Origin of the sequence: Staphylococcus sp. HGB0015 (assembly GCF_000411275.1) — a bacterium.
Lineage (GTDB): Bacteria > Bacillota > Bacilli > Staphylococcales > Staphylococcaceae > Staphylococcus > Staphylococcus schleiferi.
In genome coordinates, this window is sequence record NZ_KE150417.1 from 1,155,244 (window position 1) to 1,171,869 (window position 16,626).

At 36.0% G+C, this 16,626-nt stretch carries 12 protein-coding genes and 1 pseudogene; 6 read left to right on the plus strand and 7 right to left on the minus strand.

What is annotated here, in order from left to right; genetic code table 11:
- A pseudogene (locus tag HMPREF1208_RS12180) lies at nucleotides 1-239 on the minus strand (ISL3 family transposase); the annotation flags it as partial.
- 308 nt (nucleotides 240-547) lie between these two features.
- On the opposite strand from HMPREF1208_RS12180, the gene HMPREF1208_RS05365 reads away from it, so the two are divergent.
- Nucleotides 548-1,504 carry an ornithine cyclodeaminase family protein gene (locus HMPREF1208_RS05365; protein WP_016425344.1) on the plus strand — a complete coding sequence of 319 codons (957 nt, stop codon included), beginning with the start codon at nucleotides 548-550 and terminating at the stop codon, nucleotides 1,502-1,504.
- A 103-nt stretch (nucleotides 1,505-1,607) separates the two neighbouring features.
- On the opposite strand, the gene HMPREF1208_RS05370 is transcribed toward HMPREF1208_RS05365, so the two are convergent.
- On the minus strand, nucleotides 1,608-2,351 hold the full coding sequence (locus HMPREF1208_RS05370; protein WP_016425345.1) for a glycerophosphodiester phosphodiesterase: 744 nt from the start codon (nucleotides 2,349-2,351) through the stop codon (nucleotides 1,608-1,610).
- A 76-nt stretch (nucleotides 2,352-2,427) separates the two neighbouring features.
- On the opposite strand from HMPREF1208_RS05370, the gene HMPREF1208_RS05375 reads away from it, so the two are divergent.
- From HMPREF1208_RS05375 to serA, 3 genes are all read left to right on the plus strand, one after another.
- A complete protein-coding gene (locus HMPREF1208_RS05375; protein ID WP_016425346.1) occupies nucleotides 2,428-2,925 on the plus strand; it encodes an SACOL1771 family peroxiredoxin in 498 nt (165 codons plus the stop codon).
- Between the two features lie 221 nt (nucleotides 2,926-3,146).
- Complete coding sequence (locus HMPREF1208_RS05380; RefSeq protein ID WP_016425347.1) at nucleotides 3,147-4,307, plus strand: pyridoxal-phosphate-dependent aminotransferase family protein; 1,161 nt, start codon at nucleotides 3,147-3,149, stop codon at nucleotides 4,305-4,307.
- Nucleotides 4,297-5,895 carry a phosphoglycerate dehydrogenase gene (gene serA / locus HMPREF1208_RS05385; RefSeq protein WP_016425348.1) on the plus strand — a complete coding sequence of 533 codons (1,599 nt, stop codon included), beginning with the start codon at nucleotides 4,297-4,299 and terminating at the stop codon, nucleotides 5,893-5,895. The genes HMPREF1208_RS05380 and serA overlap by 11 nt, the downstream gene beginning before the upstream one ends.
- Nucleotides 5,896-6,345: 450 nt before the next feature.
- On the opposite strand, the gene HMPREF1208_RS05390 is transcribed toward serA, so the two are convergent.
- Nucleotides 6,346-7,485, minus strand: coding sequence for an HAD family hydrolase (locus tag HMPREF1208_RS05390; protein ID WP_016425349.1), 1,140 nt, complete (start codon nucleotides 7,483-7,485; stop codon nucleotides 6,346-6,348).
- 169 nt (nucleotides 7,486-7,654) lie between these two features.
- The gene (locus HMPREF1208_RS05395; protein WP_016425350.1) at nucleotides 7,655-8,272 is read right to left on the minus strand and encodes a lysophospholipid acyltransferase family protein; all 618 of its coding nucleotides are present in this window, start codon (nucleotides 8,270-8,272) and stop codon (nucleotides 7,655-7,657) included.
- Nucleotides 8,273-8,426: 154 nt separating this feature from the next.
- Between HMPREF1208_RS05395 and HMPREF1208_RS05400 the strand changes: the two genes are divergently transcribed.
- Nucleotides 8,427-9,701, plus strand: a complete 1,275-nt coding sequence (locus HMPREF1208_RS05400; protein WP_016425351.1) for a S1C family serine protease — start codon at nucleotides 8,427-8,429, stop codon at nucleotides 9,699-9,701.
- Nucleotides 9,702-10,080: 379 nt separating this feature from the next.
- On the opposite strand, the gene tyrS is transcribed toward HMPREF1208_RS05400, so the two are convergent.
- Entirely contained in the window at nucleotides 10,081-11,343 is a 1,263-nt protein-coding gene (gene tyrS, locus HMPREF1208_RS05405) for a tyrosine--tRNA ligase (RefSeq protein WP_016425352.1), read from the minus strand.
- A 359-nt stretch (nucleotides 11,344-11,702) separates the two neighbouring features.
- Here tyrS and HMPREF1208_RS05410 point away from each other — a divergent pair, with 359 nt between their 5' ends.
- The gene (locus HMPREF1208_RS05410; protein ID WP_016425353.1) at nucleotides 11,703-12,605 is read left to right on the plus strand and encodes a biosynthetic peptidoglycan transglycosylase; all 903 of its coding nucleotides are present in this window, start codon (nucleotides 11,703-11,705) and stop codon (nucleotides 12,603-12,605) included.
- 78 nt (nucleotides 12,606-12,683) lie between these two features.
- On the opposite strand, the gene HMPREF1208_RS05415 is transcribed toward HMPREF1208_RS05410, so the two are convergent.
- A complete protein-coding gene (locus tag HMPREF1208_RS05415) occupies nucleotides 12,684-14,351 on the minus strand; it encodes a formate--tetrahydrofolate ligase (RefSeq protein WP_037559297.1) in 1,668 nt (555 codons plus the stop codon).
- A 516-nt stretch (nucleotides 14,352-14,867) separates the two neighbouring features.
- Complete coding sequence (gene acsA / locus HMPREF1208_RS05420; RefSeq protein WP_016425355.1) at nucleotides 14,868-16,577, minus strand: acetate--CoA ligase; 1,710 nt, start codon at nucleotides 16,575-16,577, stop codon at nucleotides 14,868-14,870.
- Between the last annotated feature and the right edge of the window lie 49 nt (nucleotides 16,578-16,626).

A 16,626-nucleotide genomic window follows, 5' to 3' on the forward strand; every position in this document is an offset into this window, starting at 1 on the left:
TTTAAATACACTGCTATCTCTTGGAATCTTAAAAAAGTAATTCGCGATAAACGTTTTCCGTATTTGTGTATTCGGTTTGGATTCGTATGATAACAGTGAGGACAAGTCATAGGCTTGTATGAAAGGGTACCAAAGATGACGTTAGATTTCTTACCTCTAATAACTACATCTTCTTTAACTTTAGTGATTTTAATATTATTATCTTTAATTTTTAGTAACTTTAATATATCATTACACATAGGCGCAATATGTCTCCTTTATTTTTGGTTTAGTCACTTAAAATGATAGAGGCATTTGCGCTATTTTTGTACAAAAAAGCAGGATGACTTATGTCATCCCACCATAAAAAATGAAGAACCTTTTAAAATCATGGTTTGTCCCCTCTTCTGTTCCAAAATTTTGGTCAATTAAATTTTCGTAAAAAGAGACATAAATTTGTTATTTTCCTATACACGCACTCATCAACTGTATCGCTTTTATTATTTCACATCGTTTCTTCTTTATTTTATACTTTGAGATAGAAACATAAACTGAGGAGGTACGATTTATGCAAGTTTTTAATGAGGAAGCAGTTAAAAATGCTTATCATATTGGAGATGCGATTCAAGATATTGAGGCATTATTTAAAGATATGGAGGGCGTTCGTCAAGCACAAAGAATTGTAATTCCTACAGGTGAAGGTGCGAAATCAATGCTCTATATGCCTTGTATCCACTTGAACAGACAACTAGGTATTATTAAAATTACTTCTATTACACCTGAAAATCCAGACCATGATCGTCCAACGACACAAGGGACAATCATTGTAACGGATTTAAAAACGGGTGAACATGTTGCGAGTATCGATGGAAGTTATTTAACACGCTTAAGAACGGGCGCGTTAAGTGGTATTGCCACACAATATTTAAGTCAAGAAAATGCACAGACGATTGGCATGATTGGTACAGGCGGCATGGCTTTTGAACAATTAATTGCAAATCTTGAAGTAAGACCCATTCAACGTATTTTGCTTTATAATCAATCCAAAGATAAAGCAGAAGATTTAAAAGCACGTATTTTGAAAACGTATTCAGATTATGAAGTTGAAATCGTTGATGATGTGGAAACGTTAGTAACACAATCTGATATTATCAATTGTCAAACCTCTTCAGCTGAGCCTGTTTTTGATGCGGATACTGTTAAACCGGGGACACATATTAATGGCATCGGCTCATATCGTCCAGATATGAAAGAAATTGATAATCGTATCTTACCTAAAGCAGATAAAGTCATCTTTGATGATGTCGAAGGCGTTAAAAAAGAAGCAGGTGAAATCATCGAAGCAAATGAAAAAGGTATTTTTAAATTTGAAGATTATGATGGTGATTTAAAATCATTGTCACTTAATGGTACATTGCAACGCTCAAATGATGAGAGTATCACTGTTTTTAAATGTGTCGGTGCCGCATACTTTGATCTTGCGGTTGCTTTAGGCGCATATGAACGTCTAACAAAAAAACAGTAACGACCGACATTTTCACTTTATCCATGATTAAAAGGAGCAGGAGAGCAACAGAAGTCCACTCGACCGCTGTCACTCTTCTGCTCCTTTTTATCTATAAGCATACTTATACTTTAAATAACTCATTAGGTGCATCAGAAATTATCCCATCAACACCAAGCTGTATCAATCTCTTTGCATCTTCCATACGATTAACAGTGTACGGTATAACCTTTAAGTGATGTTGATGCGCTTTTGAGATAAATTTTTTATTCACCAATTTGAAGTTAGGATTCGCAAAATCTGCAAATTGAGCAAGCTCTTGAAATTCTGGTTGTTTTAACCAATACTTTCTTTTACTTAATAACACGCCTAATTGAATGTAAGGCGCTAAGTCATGCAATTTTTGAATACTTTTCTGATCAAAAGACTGTATGATAATACGATTAAAAGGAAAATTATGTTTTTTAATGGTTTGCACGATTGCCTCTTCAATACCTGGATAGAGATGAGGCTTTTTAATTTCAATCAACAACGTTTTCGAAAAATTTTTAGCGAGTGTCAAAACCTCATCAAACGTCATTATTTCTTCTTTCTTACTCCCCGCTTTCCAACTTCCAAAGTCAAATTCTCGTAATGCATCTAAAGTATAGGATTTAATTTCACCCGTATGATCCGATGTACGATCAATCGTATCATCATGAATAGAGACGAGCACATCATCTTTTGTCATATGCAAATCAATTTCTAACATTTGAATATGTCTGCCAAGTGCAGCTTGATATGCTGATTTCGTATTTTCAGGGTACATTTTTGAAAAACCTCTGTGCGCTACGATTTGAAAATGTTTGGGTGGTTGAATCAATTTCATACAATGAGTCTTCCTTTCAATTCTATCTATATTCTACTACACTTAACTTAACATATTTTTATAAGGAGTGAGACATTTGGCACATCATCAATTTCCAGTTCAAGTGAAGTGGACTGGTGGACGCGATAGTGTTGGAGAAGTAACAGGAAATCATATCCAACATAAGATTTCTATCCCAAGTGAACTTGGAGGTGTCGGTATTGGCACAAATCCTGATGAGCTTTTAGTCAGTGCAGCCGCAAGTTGTATGACAATTTCTTTAGCTGCAACTTTAGAGCGTGCGCATCTAACACCGATAGCAATTAATATGCAGAGTTACGGTGAAGCACAATTTGAACAACAACGATTTAAAATGGTCAAAATCATACATAAACCTAAAATTATTGTTGACCAACTATCCAAGAAGGATCAAATAGAAAAACGGTTGTCTCAATTGATTAAAATTGCAGATCAAAATTGTATGATTTCAAATAGTGTAAGAGGTAACGTTGCGGTTGAAACTGAACCAATAATTAAAATTCAATCTTCTCAGTCATCTTCAAATTCTAACCATCTAATTAAGAAATCAAAATAATAAATAAGTTATACAACGGTGCGATTAGATAATGTATTACAACTATTTTATCTATATTTTCCAAAACCGCATTTATCCTTGTCGCGATGCGGTAAGAGCTTCCATTCGATCTCATTCCACATCCCCTTTCAGCACCAACAAATCCAAAATTTTGTATTGATACCTGTTAATATGTCAGAAAATTTGATAAAATTAAAAAATATTATTAAGGGAGGTTCTCTATGTATACACATCATTCTTTACTTTTAACACCCGGTCCTACCCCAGTACCCCAACGTATCCAAGCACAAATGAACTTACCTATGGTCGGTCACCGGTCAACTGAATTTGAAACAATCGCTGAAGCAGCATTTTCGTCACTTAAACAAGTGTTCGGAAGCACAAATGACGTTATGATTTTAACTTCAAGCGGTACAAGTGCACTTGAAGCAAGCATGTTAAATATTGTAAATCCAGATGATACAGTAGTTATCATTGTTTCGGGCGCATTTGGTAACCGTTACAAACAAATTGCTGAAACTTATTTTAATCATGTTCACGTCTATGAAGTCGAATGGGGAAAATCTTTTGAAGTCGATGGTGTCATCGAATTTATTAAAAATATAGAGACACCTGTGAATGCCGTTTTTACACAATATTGCGAAACCTCTACCGCTGTATTACACCCTGTTGCTGAACTCGGCCATGCCCTTAAAGCACACGATCCAAATATATACTATGTTGTTGATGGTGTGAGCTGTATTGGTGCAGTCGATGTTGATTTAACACGCGACGATATTGATGTCCTCGTTTCAGGAAGCCAAAAAGCGTTAATGTTGCCACCCGGCATTGCTTTTGTTGCATACAACGATCGCGCATTGGAACGCTTCAAATCAGTAAAAACGCCACGCTTTTATTTGGATTTAGCCAAGCATCACAATGCTCTCGAAAAACATTCCACACCTTTTACGCCTAATGTTTCGACATTTAGAGGGGTCATCGAATTTCAAAAAATGATATCTGAAGAAGGTTTTGACAACGTCATTCGCCGTCATTCAACAATTAGAGATGCTGTATGCGCAGCATTAAAAAAATTGGATTTACCTCTTTTGGTTGAAGATCAATATGCGTCACCAACCGTTACTGCTTTTGTACCTAAAGATGAAGCAGAAGTGAAGCACATTAAATCACAATTAGAATCACAGTTTAATATTACAATTGCTGGAGGTCAAGGCCATCTAAAAGGAAAAATTTTGAGAGTCGGGCATATGGGCTTCATCTCACCTTTCGATTTATTACCTTTTATTGCAGGGTTAGAAATGATTTTAACAAAATACCGAAATCAATCTTATATCGGTATAGCAACACAAGCATTTTTGGAGGTTGTTCATAATGAAATATAAAGTTTTAGTCGCAGATCCAATCGCAGAAGAAGGTCTTAAAAGTTTAAATGAGGACCCAGAATTTGAAGTGATACATCAGACCGCATTAACTGAAGAAGCATTGATAAATGAAATCAAAGATTACAATGCTTTAATCGTGCGTAGTCAAACAACAGTATCAGCCGGGGTATTAAAGGCTGGCTCTAGATTAAAAGTAGTCGCTCGTGCTGGTGTAGGTGTTGATAATATTGATATCGATACTGCTACAAAAGAAGGTATTATTGTTATCAATGCACCTGACGGTAACACGATATCCGCTACTGAACACTCAGTTGCAATGTTGTTAAGTATGGCGCGAAATATCCCTCAAGCCCATCAGTCATTGAGTCATGGGACGTGGGATAGAAAAACATTCAGAGGAACAGAATTGTATCGAAAAACACTCGGTGTCATTGGAACAGGGCGCATTGGAACGGGTGTTGCGAAACGATTGCAAAGTTTCGGTATGAAAGTTTTGGCTTATGATCCTTACTTAAGTGAAGAAAAAGCAAAAGAACTTGAATTTACACGCGCATCAATTGACGAAATCGCGCAGCATGCTGACTTTATTACTGTACATACGCCCCTTACAGAAAAAACAAAAGGTATTATTAATCAATCTTTCTTTAATCAAGCAAAACCGAACCTGCAAATTATTAATGTTGCGCGTGGGGGCATCATTGATGAGAAAGCTTTGATTGAAGCATTAGATGACAATAAAATTACAGCAGCAGCGCTTGATGTTTTCGAAAGTGAACCTGCGCATCAATCCGCAGTTGTGAAACATCCAAAAATTATTGTGACACCTCATTTAGGTGCGTCGACAATCGAAGCCCAAGAAAAAGTTGCCGTCTCTGTCGCGGAAGAGATTATCGACATTTTGAAAAATGGGAATGTCAAACATGCAGTTAATGCACCTAAAGGCGTCTTTAATGAAGATGAAGAGTTAAAACCTTTTGTAGAACTTGCTAAAATTACAGGTCAAGTCGGTATTCAAATATTACCTAAAGCACCAAGAACACTTAAAATAACATACGCCGGTGATATCGCATTAGACGATACGAGTCTCATCACTCGAAATCTTGTCACTGGGGTTTTACAACAAGATATGGGTGATCATGTTAACTTGATAAACGCTTTAGTTTTACTTAATGAACAAAACGTTACTTATACGATTGAAAAGACGAAAAAGAAAAAAGGATTTAGCAATTATATTGAGCTTGAATTAATCAATAAAGCGGATAGTTTAAAAATTGGTGCCACAGTTTTAAATGGTTTTGGTCCAAGAATTGTGCGCATTAATGACTATCCTGTTGACTTTAAGCCTGAACAATATCAATTAATTATTAATCACTTTGACCGTCCAGGCATCGTTGGTAAAACAGGTCAAATACTAGGCGAACATGGCGTCAATATCGCTTCTATGCATTTAGGACGTACTCAACTCGGTGGTGACGCGATGATGATTCTTTCTATTGACCATCCGATTAATGATGATGTCCGTAAAGCCTTATTAGAAATTGATGGCTTTCAAAATGTAGTTCAAGTTATTTTAGATCCTTCCAATTAATATGATTCTTAAAAACAAAATATGGGGCATTCTGGACATAAAGTTTTTGATACCCTTGCCTCAATGCACATACTTGCAATGGGTATAAAGTCTTAAATCTATGTTGACTCAACGTCGCAAATGCGAACTTGAGCGTATGTAAAGTCAGACAACCACTACGCGAAGAATGAGGCATAATTAAGCGAAGTCATACAATACGCGGTCTTATAAAAAAGAAGTGTTAAGACGATTTTCTGTTGATAGTCATCTTAGCACTTTTTACGTTGGGATTAATGGCCCAATCCCTCCTTTCATATGCACTATAAACTTCTCAAATTAACTTGATAGTCATAGGGCAAAAAAACGAATCAGGAGAAGCTATCCTGACTCGTTCTTGGTTCTTGCGATCATTTAATTAATCTTTTTTATCGTCTCTTCAATCAACTTATATCGTATTTTAAGCATTGATTATTAATGTGATGATGTTAATAAATATGGTCGTATATCAAGGACATTGTCAACAAGTATCTCTGCCCCATGTTGCTTGAGTTCATCTGCTGCCTTTTGGCCTTTTAAGCCAGTTAATGTCCCTATAAATCTTGCGTTAAGCACTTTAGCACTCAATAAATCCGCTAAGGAATCACCTACGATTGTGACATAGTCTGGATGCATACGTCCTTCTTGTTCTGTTGCATAATCAAAATAATTTTCAAGCTGATTCCCTTCATATGTAGCGATATAACTAAAAGGGTTAGGCTTTCCAAGTGGTTTTAAATCAGGGAACATTTTTTCCGCTTCTAAAACTTCGCTTGCCGAAACAATATGTTGTGGATCAAATAAATCTAACAAGCCAAGTGCCTCAAAAGGAACAATCGTTTCTGTACGTGGTCTTCCCGTTGCAATTGCAATGAGATAACCTGCTTGTTTTAAATCTGTTAATAATGTTTTAATCGGCTCAATAGGTGCGAGTGCAATTTCGTGATATATGTATCCTTTTTTATATTGTGTTTTAGGCACTTTATGCTCGACTTTTTCATATAATTCATGACCTAAATACCATTCTTGATAAAGCTCTTGTGCCAAATGCCACAATGGACTTTTCATATCAAAAAGAGACGTTTGATTTGTATTAAGTTGTTCTTTCGCATGACTTTGTAAAGCTTCATAAATATGATTTTTACCAGGCTCAACATTTTCAATAAATGCCAATGGTTGTTCAAAAGAAATGTGGAAATCTGGCTTTATCTTCCCAACAGCACATAATGCATCAGCAGTCCATGTCTCACTTTGCAAAAATGCTTCCCTTTCTTTTGGCGCTAATTGTTTAAGATAGTCGATAAGATGAATTGAAAAAACGACAAATAACATATCCCAGTTTGAGTTAATACCAAGTGATTTTAATTGATTAAGAATTTGATCATTCTTAAATATTTGAGTTCTAATGTTCGCTATTGTTTCATCCGTCAATTGACTCAAATCTGTGTTGCGTTCATTTAACCCTAAATATGAAGAATGATAAAGTAATTCATAGACTGTCAATGCCGAAACATCAAAACAGCGAGATTCATCTAAAAATACACCATCGACATCAAATAATACAGCTTTTACCAATCCTACCCCTCCTCTAACTGAAAATTCTGACAAAACTATTATAACATGATTTTCTTTTAGGAAAATCCCCGTGTATCAATCTGGCTATAATTAAACCTGTTAATAGGCACTACTTTAAATAGAAACAACAGAAAAGCATCTCTTTATACTTTTCCGTTGATTTTAAAACCTATTTTTGGTTAACATATGCGTTTAATTCATCTTGCAATTGTTTTGTACGCGCGCTGATTTGCTGTGTAATATAATCAACCTTTTCTTGGCGATTTAATTCTTTAGGGATATCCGTAGTACTAATCGGTTCACCAAATTTAATATAAGCTTTTTTAGTAAATAACCCTCTAATTTGAGTAGGTCCTACATATGCTGCAGGTAATATAGGCTGTTTAGCAAGCATCGCAATCGTAGATGCCCCACGCTTTAAAGGTACTTCTTCACTCGTACGGTGACCAGATGGAAAAATTCCAACCGTTTTATTCTCTTTCAATAATTTTACGGGGATTTTTAACGTGCTCGGTCCCGGATTTTCACGATTAACTGGAAATGCATTTAACTGTGTTAAAAACTTACCAAACCATTTATTTTGAAATAGTTCTTGCTTAGCCATAAAGTGAATCTGATTCGGTAATAAAGCTACACCCAGTAAAATGATTTCATTGTAACTTTCATGATTGCATGTCACCACATACTGATTGTTTGCGGGTTGATTTTCTTTTCCTAACACCTCTAAATTTCTCAATACTTTCACAATAATGAAATCAATCACATTACCTATAATTTTATATAACATTCTCACACCTGCTTTATCATTTTTTAACCCTTTAAATTCTATCACTTCGATTGTGATTCAACAACCATTCCATAAGATACATCTAAAGTCTGATAACATCATACTGGTAATATAGATTGAAAACAATCATAATATGAATTAAAGGAGGAATTTTATGCGAGATTTTGATAATGAACAACAAAATCATGGGACACCACATGAAAACGAAAATCTAAATCAAAGAAGCAGTGATCAACGCTTCTCTTCAACTCACAGTTATAATCCACCTCCTCCACGAAAACCGAAACTGCCTTGGCTCAAAATCGTTTTGATTTCTTTAATCGCAGGATTGTTAGGCGGTTTAATAGTATTAGGCGTGGCAGGACTTTTTTCAAACGGCTCACTATTCGAAGGTCATAATGGCTCGCAAGTAAATGTGGCCAAAAATGATAATGGTGGCAATACGTTAGATGGAAAGAGCAACAAATACAAATCTGTGAATGAAATGATAAAAGATCAATCCCCTGCAATTGTAGGTGTGATCAATGAACAACAAGCACAAAGTCTTGAAGATCTGTTAAGAGGCAAATCGACTAAAGCCGAACCGACAGGAATTGGTTCAGGTGTCATTTATCAAAAAAATAATGGGGATGCATTTATTGTCACTAATAACCATGTGATTGAGGGCGCTTCTTCAATTAAAGTGCAATTACATAATTCTAAACAAGTAGATGCTAAATTAGTTGGAACAGACCCATTAACTGACATTGCTGTGCTTAAAATTAAAGACCGAGATGATATTAAGGCAATCACTTTCGCTGATTCATCAAAAGTTAAAACTGGGGATAGCGTGTTTGCAATGGGTAACCCATTAGGCTTAGAATTTTCAAATACAGTCACTTCAGGTATTATTTCTGCAAATGAACGAACAATTGAGGCTAACACTTCGGCAGGGCCAAATAAAGTCACAGTGCTTCAAACAGATGCTGCGATAAATCCTGGTAACTCTGGTGGCGCACTGGTTGATATTAACGGAAACTTAGTCGGCATTAACTCGATGAAAATTTCTGCACCTCAAGTTGAAGGCATTGGTTTTGCAATCCCAAGTAATGAAGTGAAACTTGTGATTGAAGAATTAGTTAAGCATGGCGAAGTGAAACGACCATCTATCGGTATAATCAATATTTCAGAAATACCTCAACAATATCGCAATAGTATTCACTCTGATTCTGGTATTTATGTTGCTGAAGTTCAACGTCGTGATATTGATATCAAAAAAGGTGATATCATAACAGGAATTGATGGCAAAAAGGTAGATAGTGACACAGATTTAAGATCCTATCTGTATAAAAACAAAAAACCAGGCGAACATATCACGTTAAAAATTAATCGTGACGGCAAAACTAAAGATGTGGATGTTAAATTATCTGAGTCAAATAAAACTTCATAAATGAGCTATACCCAGTCTTTACAAAAGAGCTTGGCGTAAAAACAGTTTAATCATCGGCATCATCCGAGGTTTTCGTAAAATATCACGAAAATCTCGGATTTTTTCTTGAACAGTTCCTTATTTATTTTAAAGTTAATTCAAAACTTGCTACCCAGATGATTGAAATGATACAAGCGTTGAAGTTGTCTAGTTAAGAAAAAAATCATCCCATTCAACCTAAAAGACATCAAAAAAAGCGCTACGACGGTTTTATTAAAAACCATCTTAGCGCTATTGAGTTTGGGTTTTATATCGAAATGCTTATTTATAATGCATCATATCAAAGTCAATTAAAAACGATAAGCATTAGCGAATAATGAGCCTATTTAGTTGATTTCAATTACTCAAAATTCACCATAAAGTATTTTTTCTTACCACGGCGAATAATTGTAAATGTATCATCGTAACGATCTGATTCAGATAATGTATAATCTAAAGCTTGCTGTCTTTCCCCGTTAATGTAAATTGCACCATTATTAACATCTTCACGTGCTTGACGCTTAGATGGTGAAATTTTAGTTTCTACAAGCGCGTCCACGATGTTTGTCGTTTCACGAGATAAAGTCACTTGAGGTACATCTTTAAATCCGGCTTTGATTTCTTGTGAAGTTAATGCTTTAACGTCCCCTTTAAATAAGGCTTGAGAAATGCGTTTCGCTTCCTCTAAAGCATCCTCACCATGAATGAAGCGTGTTACACTTTCCGCTAATGTTGTTTGTGCTTTTCTCAAATGCGGTTCTGTTTGAACAGAAACCTCTAAGTCAGCGATTTCATCTTGAGATAAAAATGTAAAATATTTCAAGAACTTGATGACATCTTCATCTGTAGTGTTAATCCAAAATTGATAAAATTCATATGGGCTTGTCTTTTCTTTATCCAACCATACTGTTCCTGATTCAGATTTACCAAATTTTTTCCCATCTGCTTTAGTGACTAATGGGATAGTAAGGCCATAGACATCATTCACACCAAACATACGGCGCATTAATTCAATACCACTTGTAATGTTTCCCCATTGATCAGAGCCACCAATTTGAATTCGACAGTCATATTCACGGTTTAAATGACCAAAATCAATGGCTTGAAGAATCGTATACGTGAATTCAGTATATGAAATACCACGTTCGAGTCGTGATTGGATAGAATCTTTAGCAAGCATGTAATTGACACCCACATGTTTACCGTAATCACGTAAAAATGTTAACAATGAAATTTGTCCTAACCAGTCTTTATTGTTTACTAAAATAGGACCATTTTCAGTATTGAAATCAAACAATTGCTCCATTTGTTTCTTTATTCCTTGAACATTTCGTTCAACTTGTTCTTCAGTTTGTAATAAACGTTCTTCAGATTTACCAGATGGGTCTCCTACCATACCAGTAGCGCCACCGACAAGGACAATCGGTCTATGACCCGCATCTTGAAATCGACGTAAAGTAAGATAAGGTAAGAGATGCCCGATATGCAAACTATCAGCAGTTGGATCTGCACCACAATATAATTTGACTTTCTCTTTATTTAAAAGCGCTTCTATACCTTCTTCATCTGTTTGTTGATAAATTAAACCTCTCCAGCTTAATTCTTCTAATAATGCATTTGTCATAAAAATAACCTCCCTAATTAAAATTATCAAAAATAAAAAGCACCGCTTACATGCAAACTGTAAGGGCGCTTTGAAGCACGTTACCACCATACTTGGAACTCTTACAATGATACGTTCATTGCCAAACGATGAAATTCAATTAAGAGGTGTATTCATTAATGTATTATAATCAGTTTGCACCACCCACTGACTCTCTTGATATAATTACAAAAATTACTTGTCCTCAATTTCAATACGTTATGTAATTGCATTTTATTATATAACCTTCCAAAATCGATGTCAAATACAACTTAAAAGTGACTTCGGACACCTTTTTTAAAATATGCTATACTTTGATTAATATATGGAGGTCATGGCGTATGAAGTTAACAACAAATTATCCAAATCAAGCGACTTCATTTCTAGAGCGGTATGATTATTATTTTAAAAGAATCAAACAGACAATTTTTTCCTTTATTATATTTATATTATTAGGTCTGATTTTTCTATCCGGCCTTACTCTAGGTTACTTTGCAAGTATTGTCTCAGATGCAAAGTCGATTGATAACCATGAATTGATGCGTCAAATTACACGCCTTCCAGAACTGAACTTGGCGCATCCCGAAAAGGAGAATTTAATTGCAGTCTACAATCAACAAGAACCACCTCTAATTGCAGGTCCAGCCGAGGTGTCCCCTTATGTAACAAAAGCATTAGTCGCTTCTGAAGATGCAGATTTTTATACACATAATGGTATTCTACCGAAAGCGATATTACGTGCAATGTATCAAGATATTTTTGACACTAAATTTGCGACAGGTGGGAGCACCATTACCCAGCAACTTGTAAAAAATCAAGTACTCACGAATGAACGCACCTACGATAGAAAAGCAAAAGAAATTATGTATGCGTCGCGAATTGAGCATATTATGACCAAGCAAGAAATCATTTATACTTATTTAAATCTTGTTCCCTTTGGCTTAGATACACACGGTCAAAACATTACAGGAATTACATCTGCTTCATACGGTATTTTTGGCAAACCACCCCATGACCTTAACATCGCTGAATCAGCTTATATTACAGGGTTACTACAAAGCCCTTATGTATATACCCCTTTCACTAAAGATGGCCAGTTGAAAGATAAGCAAGCAGTTAATCTTTCTATTAACAGACAACATTATGTACTCAAACGCATGCGTGTCGAAAAAATGATTTCATCTCAACAATATCAACGCGCCCTATCCTATGATATATACAACCACCTCTATCGAACACAGTAAAAGGCAGAAATCGAAGTCAAACCCTTCTGATTCCTGCCTTATTTTTATTTAATTTAACTATTGCTTTTGCACATCCATTTAGAACAAGCCAATGGCATGGCCGTCATCTGTCACATCCATATTTAATGCGGCAGGTTTTTTAGGTAATCCTGGCATCGTCATAATCGCACCCGTTAATGCAACAATGAAACCAGCACCCGTTTTCGCCTCTAATTCACGAATTGTAATTTCAAACCCAGTCGGTGCACCTAATCGTGTTTGATCATCTGAGAAAGAATATTGTGTCTTTGCCATACATACTGGATAGTGATCCCAACCATTTTCTTTAAATTGTTGTAATTGTTTTTGTGCTTTTGAAGAAAATGTCACTTTAGAACCACCATATATTTCCTTAACGATTTTTTCGATTTTTTCTTCAAGCGGTGACTCCAATTCATAAAGTCGTTTAAAGTCATTTGGCGTATTGACGACTTCTAACACTTTTTCTGCTAAATCAACGCCACCTTTACCGCCTTTTTCCCACACTTCAGTCAGAGAAAGACGTACATTGTTCGCTTTAGCCCATTGTTCAACATACTCAAATTCGGCTTCTGTGTCGTGGATAAACGCATTCAAAGCTACAACGGGTTCCACACCAAATTTACGAATATTGTTAACATGACGCTCTAAATTTTGAATACCTGCTTTTAATGCATCTACATTTTCTTCTTTTAGTTGATCTTTCGCTACACCACCATGCATTTTTAGCGCACGTATTGTTGCAACAACGACAACTGCATCAGGTTCAAAGCCAGCTTTTCTTGATTTAATGTTAATAAACTTTTCAGCACCTAAGTCTGAACCAAAACCTGCTTCTGTGACGACGATATCAGCTAAGTCACGTGCTGTTTCAGTTGCGATGATAGAGTTACAACCATGTGCAATATTCGCGAATGGTCCACCATGTACCAATGCAGGTGTTCCTTCAATTGTTTGAACAAGGTTTGGCTTAATCGCATCTTTTAAAATCATCGCTAAAGCACCTTCAACTTCTAAATCTCTAACAGTGACAGGTTGACGATCACGTGTATAGCCAATTGTAATCTTAGCAATATTTTCTTTTAAATCTTTTATTCCTGTGCTTAAGCATAATATTGCCATAATTTCAGAAGCCACCGTAATATTAAAACCATCTTCACGTGGTACCCCTTGCGTTGGACCACCAAGACCAACAATGACTTGACGTAATGCTCTATCGTTCATGTCCAACACACGTTTCCATTCAATACGTCGTTGATCAATACCTAATGCGTTTCCTTGATGAATGTGATTATCAATAAATGCAGATAAAGCATTATTGGCTGTAGTAATCGCATGAAAATCGCCATTAAAATGAAGGTTAATGTCTTCCATCGGCAACACCTGTGCGTATCCGCCTCCTGTTGCGCCGCCTTTAATACCAAATGTCGGACCTAAGGCAGGTTCACGTAAAGCAACCATGACATTTTGATTAATTTGCTTAAATGCATCAGCAAGACCAACCGTTACAGTTGATTTACCTTCACCAGCTGGTGTAGGACTCATCGCAGTCACTAAGACTACTTTACCTTTCGTCCCCTTCGTTGCTACTTTAGAAATGTCAATTTTTGCTTTATAATGCCCATATTGTTCTAAGGCATCCTCAGAAATACCTGCACGTTCAGCAATTTCTTGAATTGGTCTTAATGTCGATTGGTTCGCAATTTCCAAATCTGATAAATGACTCACCATAGTCAACCCCTTTAAAAATTTAGTGTTAGTATGTAAATCAATGTTTAGAAACAGAACAGCATGTGAAAAATTGAACTCAACGCGAATATTCAATCTACATCACTTAACTGTAAGAAAGAGAGTGTGTATATATTACCCGCCCTTTATCACTCATCATAACGGACAATGATGACAATGTCGAACAAAATATCAAACATATTTTGGAAAACCTCACACTTAAATCCTTGTATTTTTATTCGGCAATAATGTTTTTTTAATCCCTTATAATACTAAGCCTAATCAATCAGTCCCCTTAAAATATAAAAATAAAGTAAATCGTCTTTAAAAAATGAAAAAATCTTTAAACAGCGTCTTGATTGGCAATATCATTTTATTGTCCTCCCCAAAATAAAGATGACTAGAATTGAGCAAAGCTTTAACTATCCAAGCCTTGCACAATCTAGACATCTTTATGCATTTCATGCTGCTATTGATTTAAATTTATAAAGTTCGATGAATTTTTCAATAAACACTTTAATCTTCCATTGTGCTTAAATCACCAGTTGGCAAATCTAATTCCCAAGCTTTAAGCACACGACGCATAATTTTACCTGATCGCGTTTTAGGCAGTTTTTCCTTAAATTCGATTTCTCTCGGTGCAGCATGTGCAGCAAGCCCTTCTTTAACAAATTTCCGAATATCTTCTTTCAATGCGTCAGAAGGTTCGTATCCTTGACGAAGTGCAACAAAAGCCTTGATAATCTCTCCACGTACAGGATCGGGCTTCCCAATAACACCCGCTTCAGCAACAGCTTCATGCTCGACTAACTTAGATTCAACTTCAAATGGGCCCACTCTTTCACCAGCTGTCATGATGACATCGTCAACACGACCTTGGAACCAGAAATAACCATCTTCATCTTGATATGCGGAATCACCCGAAACATACCAATCACCAATAAAGTAAGAGCGATATTTCTCAGGATTTTTCCAAATTTCACGCATCATTGACGGCCAACCTTTTTTTATCGCCAAATTCCCCATGCGATTTGGTGGTAAGATATGACCTTCGTTATCGATAATTGCAGCTTCAATACCTGGTAACGGTTTACCCATCGAACCTAATTTAATATCCATATTGCGATAATTAACAATCATGTGACCACCAGTCTCTGTCATCCACCATGTATCTAAAACACGTTTATGATAAACTTTTTTAGCCCATTTAATGACCTCAGGATTCAAAGGTTCACCTACAGATAAAATACTTTTAACAGAGGAAAGATTATATTTTGCCACCAAATCATCGCCAGCACTCATTAACATTCTTAAAGCAGTCGGTGCTGTATACCAAATGGTCACATTGAAATCCTCAATCATGCTGTACCAACCCTCAGGTGAAAAGCGGCCACCAGCAATACAGTTTGTGACACCATTTAACCACGGTGCAAAAATACCGTAAGATGTACCAGTAACCCAACCTGGATCAGCAGTACACCAATAAATATCATCTTCATGAAAGTCTAAAACATAACGACCTGAAATATAATGTAACAACATTGCGTTCTGAACATGTAATACACCTTTTGGTTGACCTGTCGATCCCGATGTATAATGTAATATTAAACCATCTTCACGGTTTAACCATTCGATGTCGAATGACGTATCCGCCTCGGCCAATGCTTGATTAAAATCGACATAATCAGCTTCAACGTGGTCATCTACAACCACAATTGTTTCTAAATGCGGCAGTTGGTCTTTAGGAATTCGAGATAATAGTTGATTCGTTGTAATAATAACCTTAGCGTCACTATTTTCTAAACGATCCTTCACTGCTTTTTCCATAAATGCTTCAAATAACGGTCCAACAATTGCACCTATCTTAAGAATACCAAAGAAAGCGAAATAGAGTTCAGGCGTTCTTGGCATAAAAATAAAAACGCGATCTCCTTTTTGAACATGCGCTTGTTCTTTGAGCACATTTGCGGCTTGATTTGTTTTATCTTGCATTTCTTTAAATGTGTAGCTTTCTTTTCGATTCTCATCTTTATAATTTAAAGCAATTTTATCCGCTTTACCTTCATTCACATGGCGATCGATACATTCATATGCCATATTGACCTTTCCAGTTTCATACCACGAAAAAGCTTTTTCGACTTCTTTCCAATCGAAATTTTGATATGTTTCTTGATAATTCGTTAGGTTGAAATCTCCTTGTTCCCCTTTGTATACTTCGACTTTCATCACGAGTACCCCCTTTTGTAATCGCTTTCAAAAATATTATAGCGTACTC

Coding starts and splice junctions, on each gene's coding strand:
- HMPREF1208_RS05400 (WP_016425351.1), top strand. CDS start 8,427: ATGCGAGATTTTGATAATGAACAACAAAATCATGGGACACCACATGAA.
- HMPREF1208_RS05410 (WP_016425353.1), top strand. CDS start 11,703: ATGAAGTTAACAACAAATTATCCAAATCAAGCGACTTCATTTCTAGAG.
- HMPREF1208_RS05395 (WP_016425350.1), bottom strand. CDS start 8,272: ATGTTATATAAAATTATAGGTAATGTGATTGATTTCATTATTGTGAAA.
- HMPREF1208_RS05370 (WP_016425345.1), bottom strand. CDS start 2,351: ATGAAATTGATTCAACCACCCAAACATTTTCAAATCGTAGCGCACAGA.
- tyrS (WP_016425352.1), bottom strand. CDS start 11,343: ATGACAAATGCATTATTAGAAGAATTAAGCTGGAGAGGTTTAATTTAT.
- serA (WP_016425348.1), top strand. CDS start 4,297: ATGAAATATAAAGTTTTAGTCGCAGATCCAATCGCAGAAGAAGGTCTT.
- HMPREF1208_RS05365 (WP_016425344.1), top strand. CDS start 548: ATGCAAGTTTTTAATGAGGAAGCAGTTAAAAATGCTTATCATATTGGA.
- acsA (WP_016425355.1), bottom strand. CDS start 16,577: ATGAAAGTCGAAGTATACAAAGGGGAACAAGGAGATTTCAACCTAACG.
- HMPREF1208_RS05380 (WP_016425347.1), top strand. CDS start 3,147: ATGTATACACATCATTCTTTACTTTTAACACCCGGTCCTACCCCAGTA.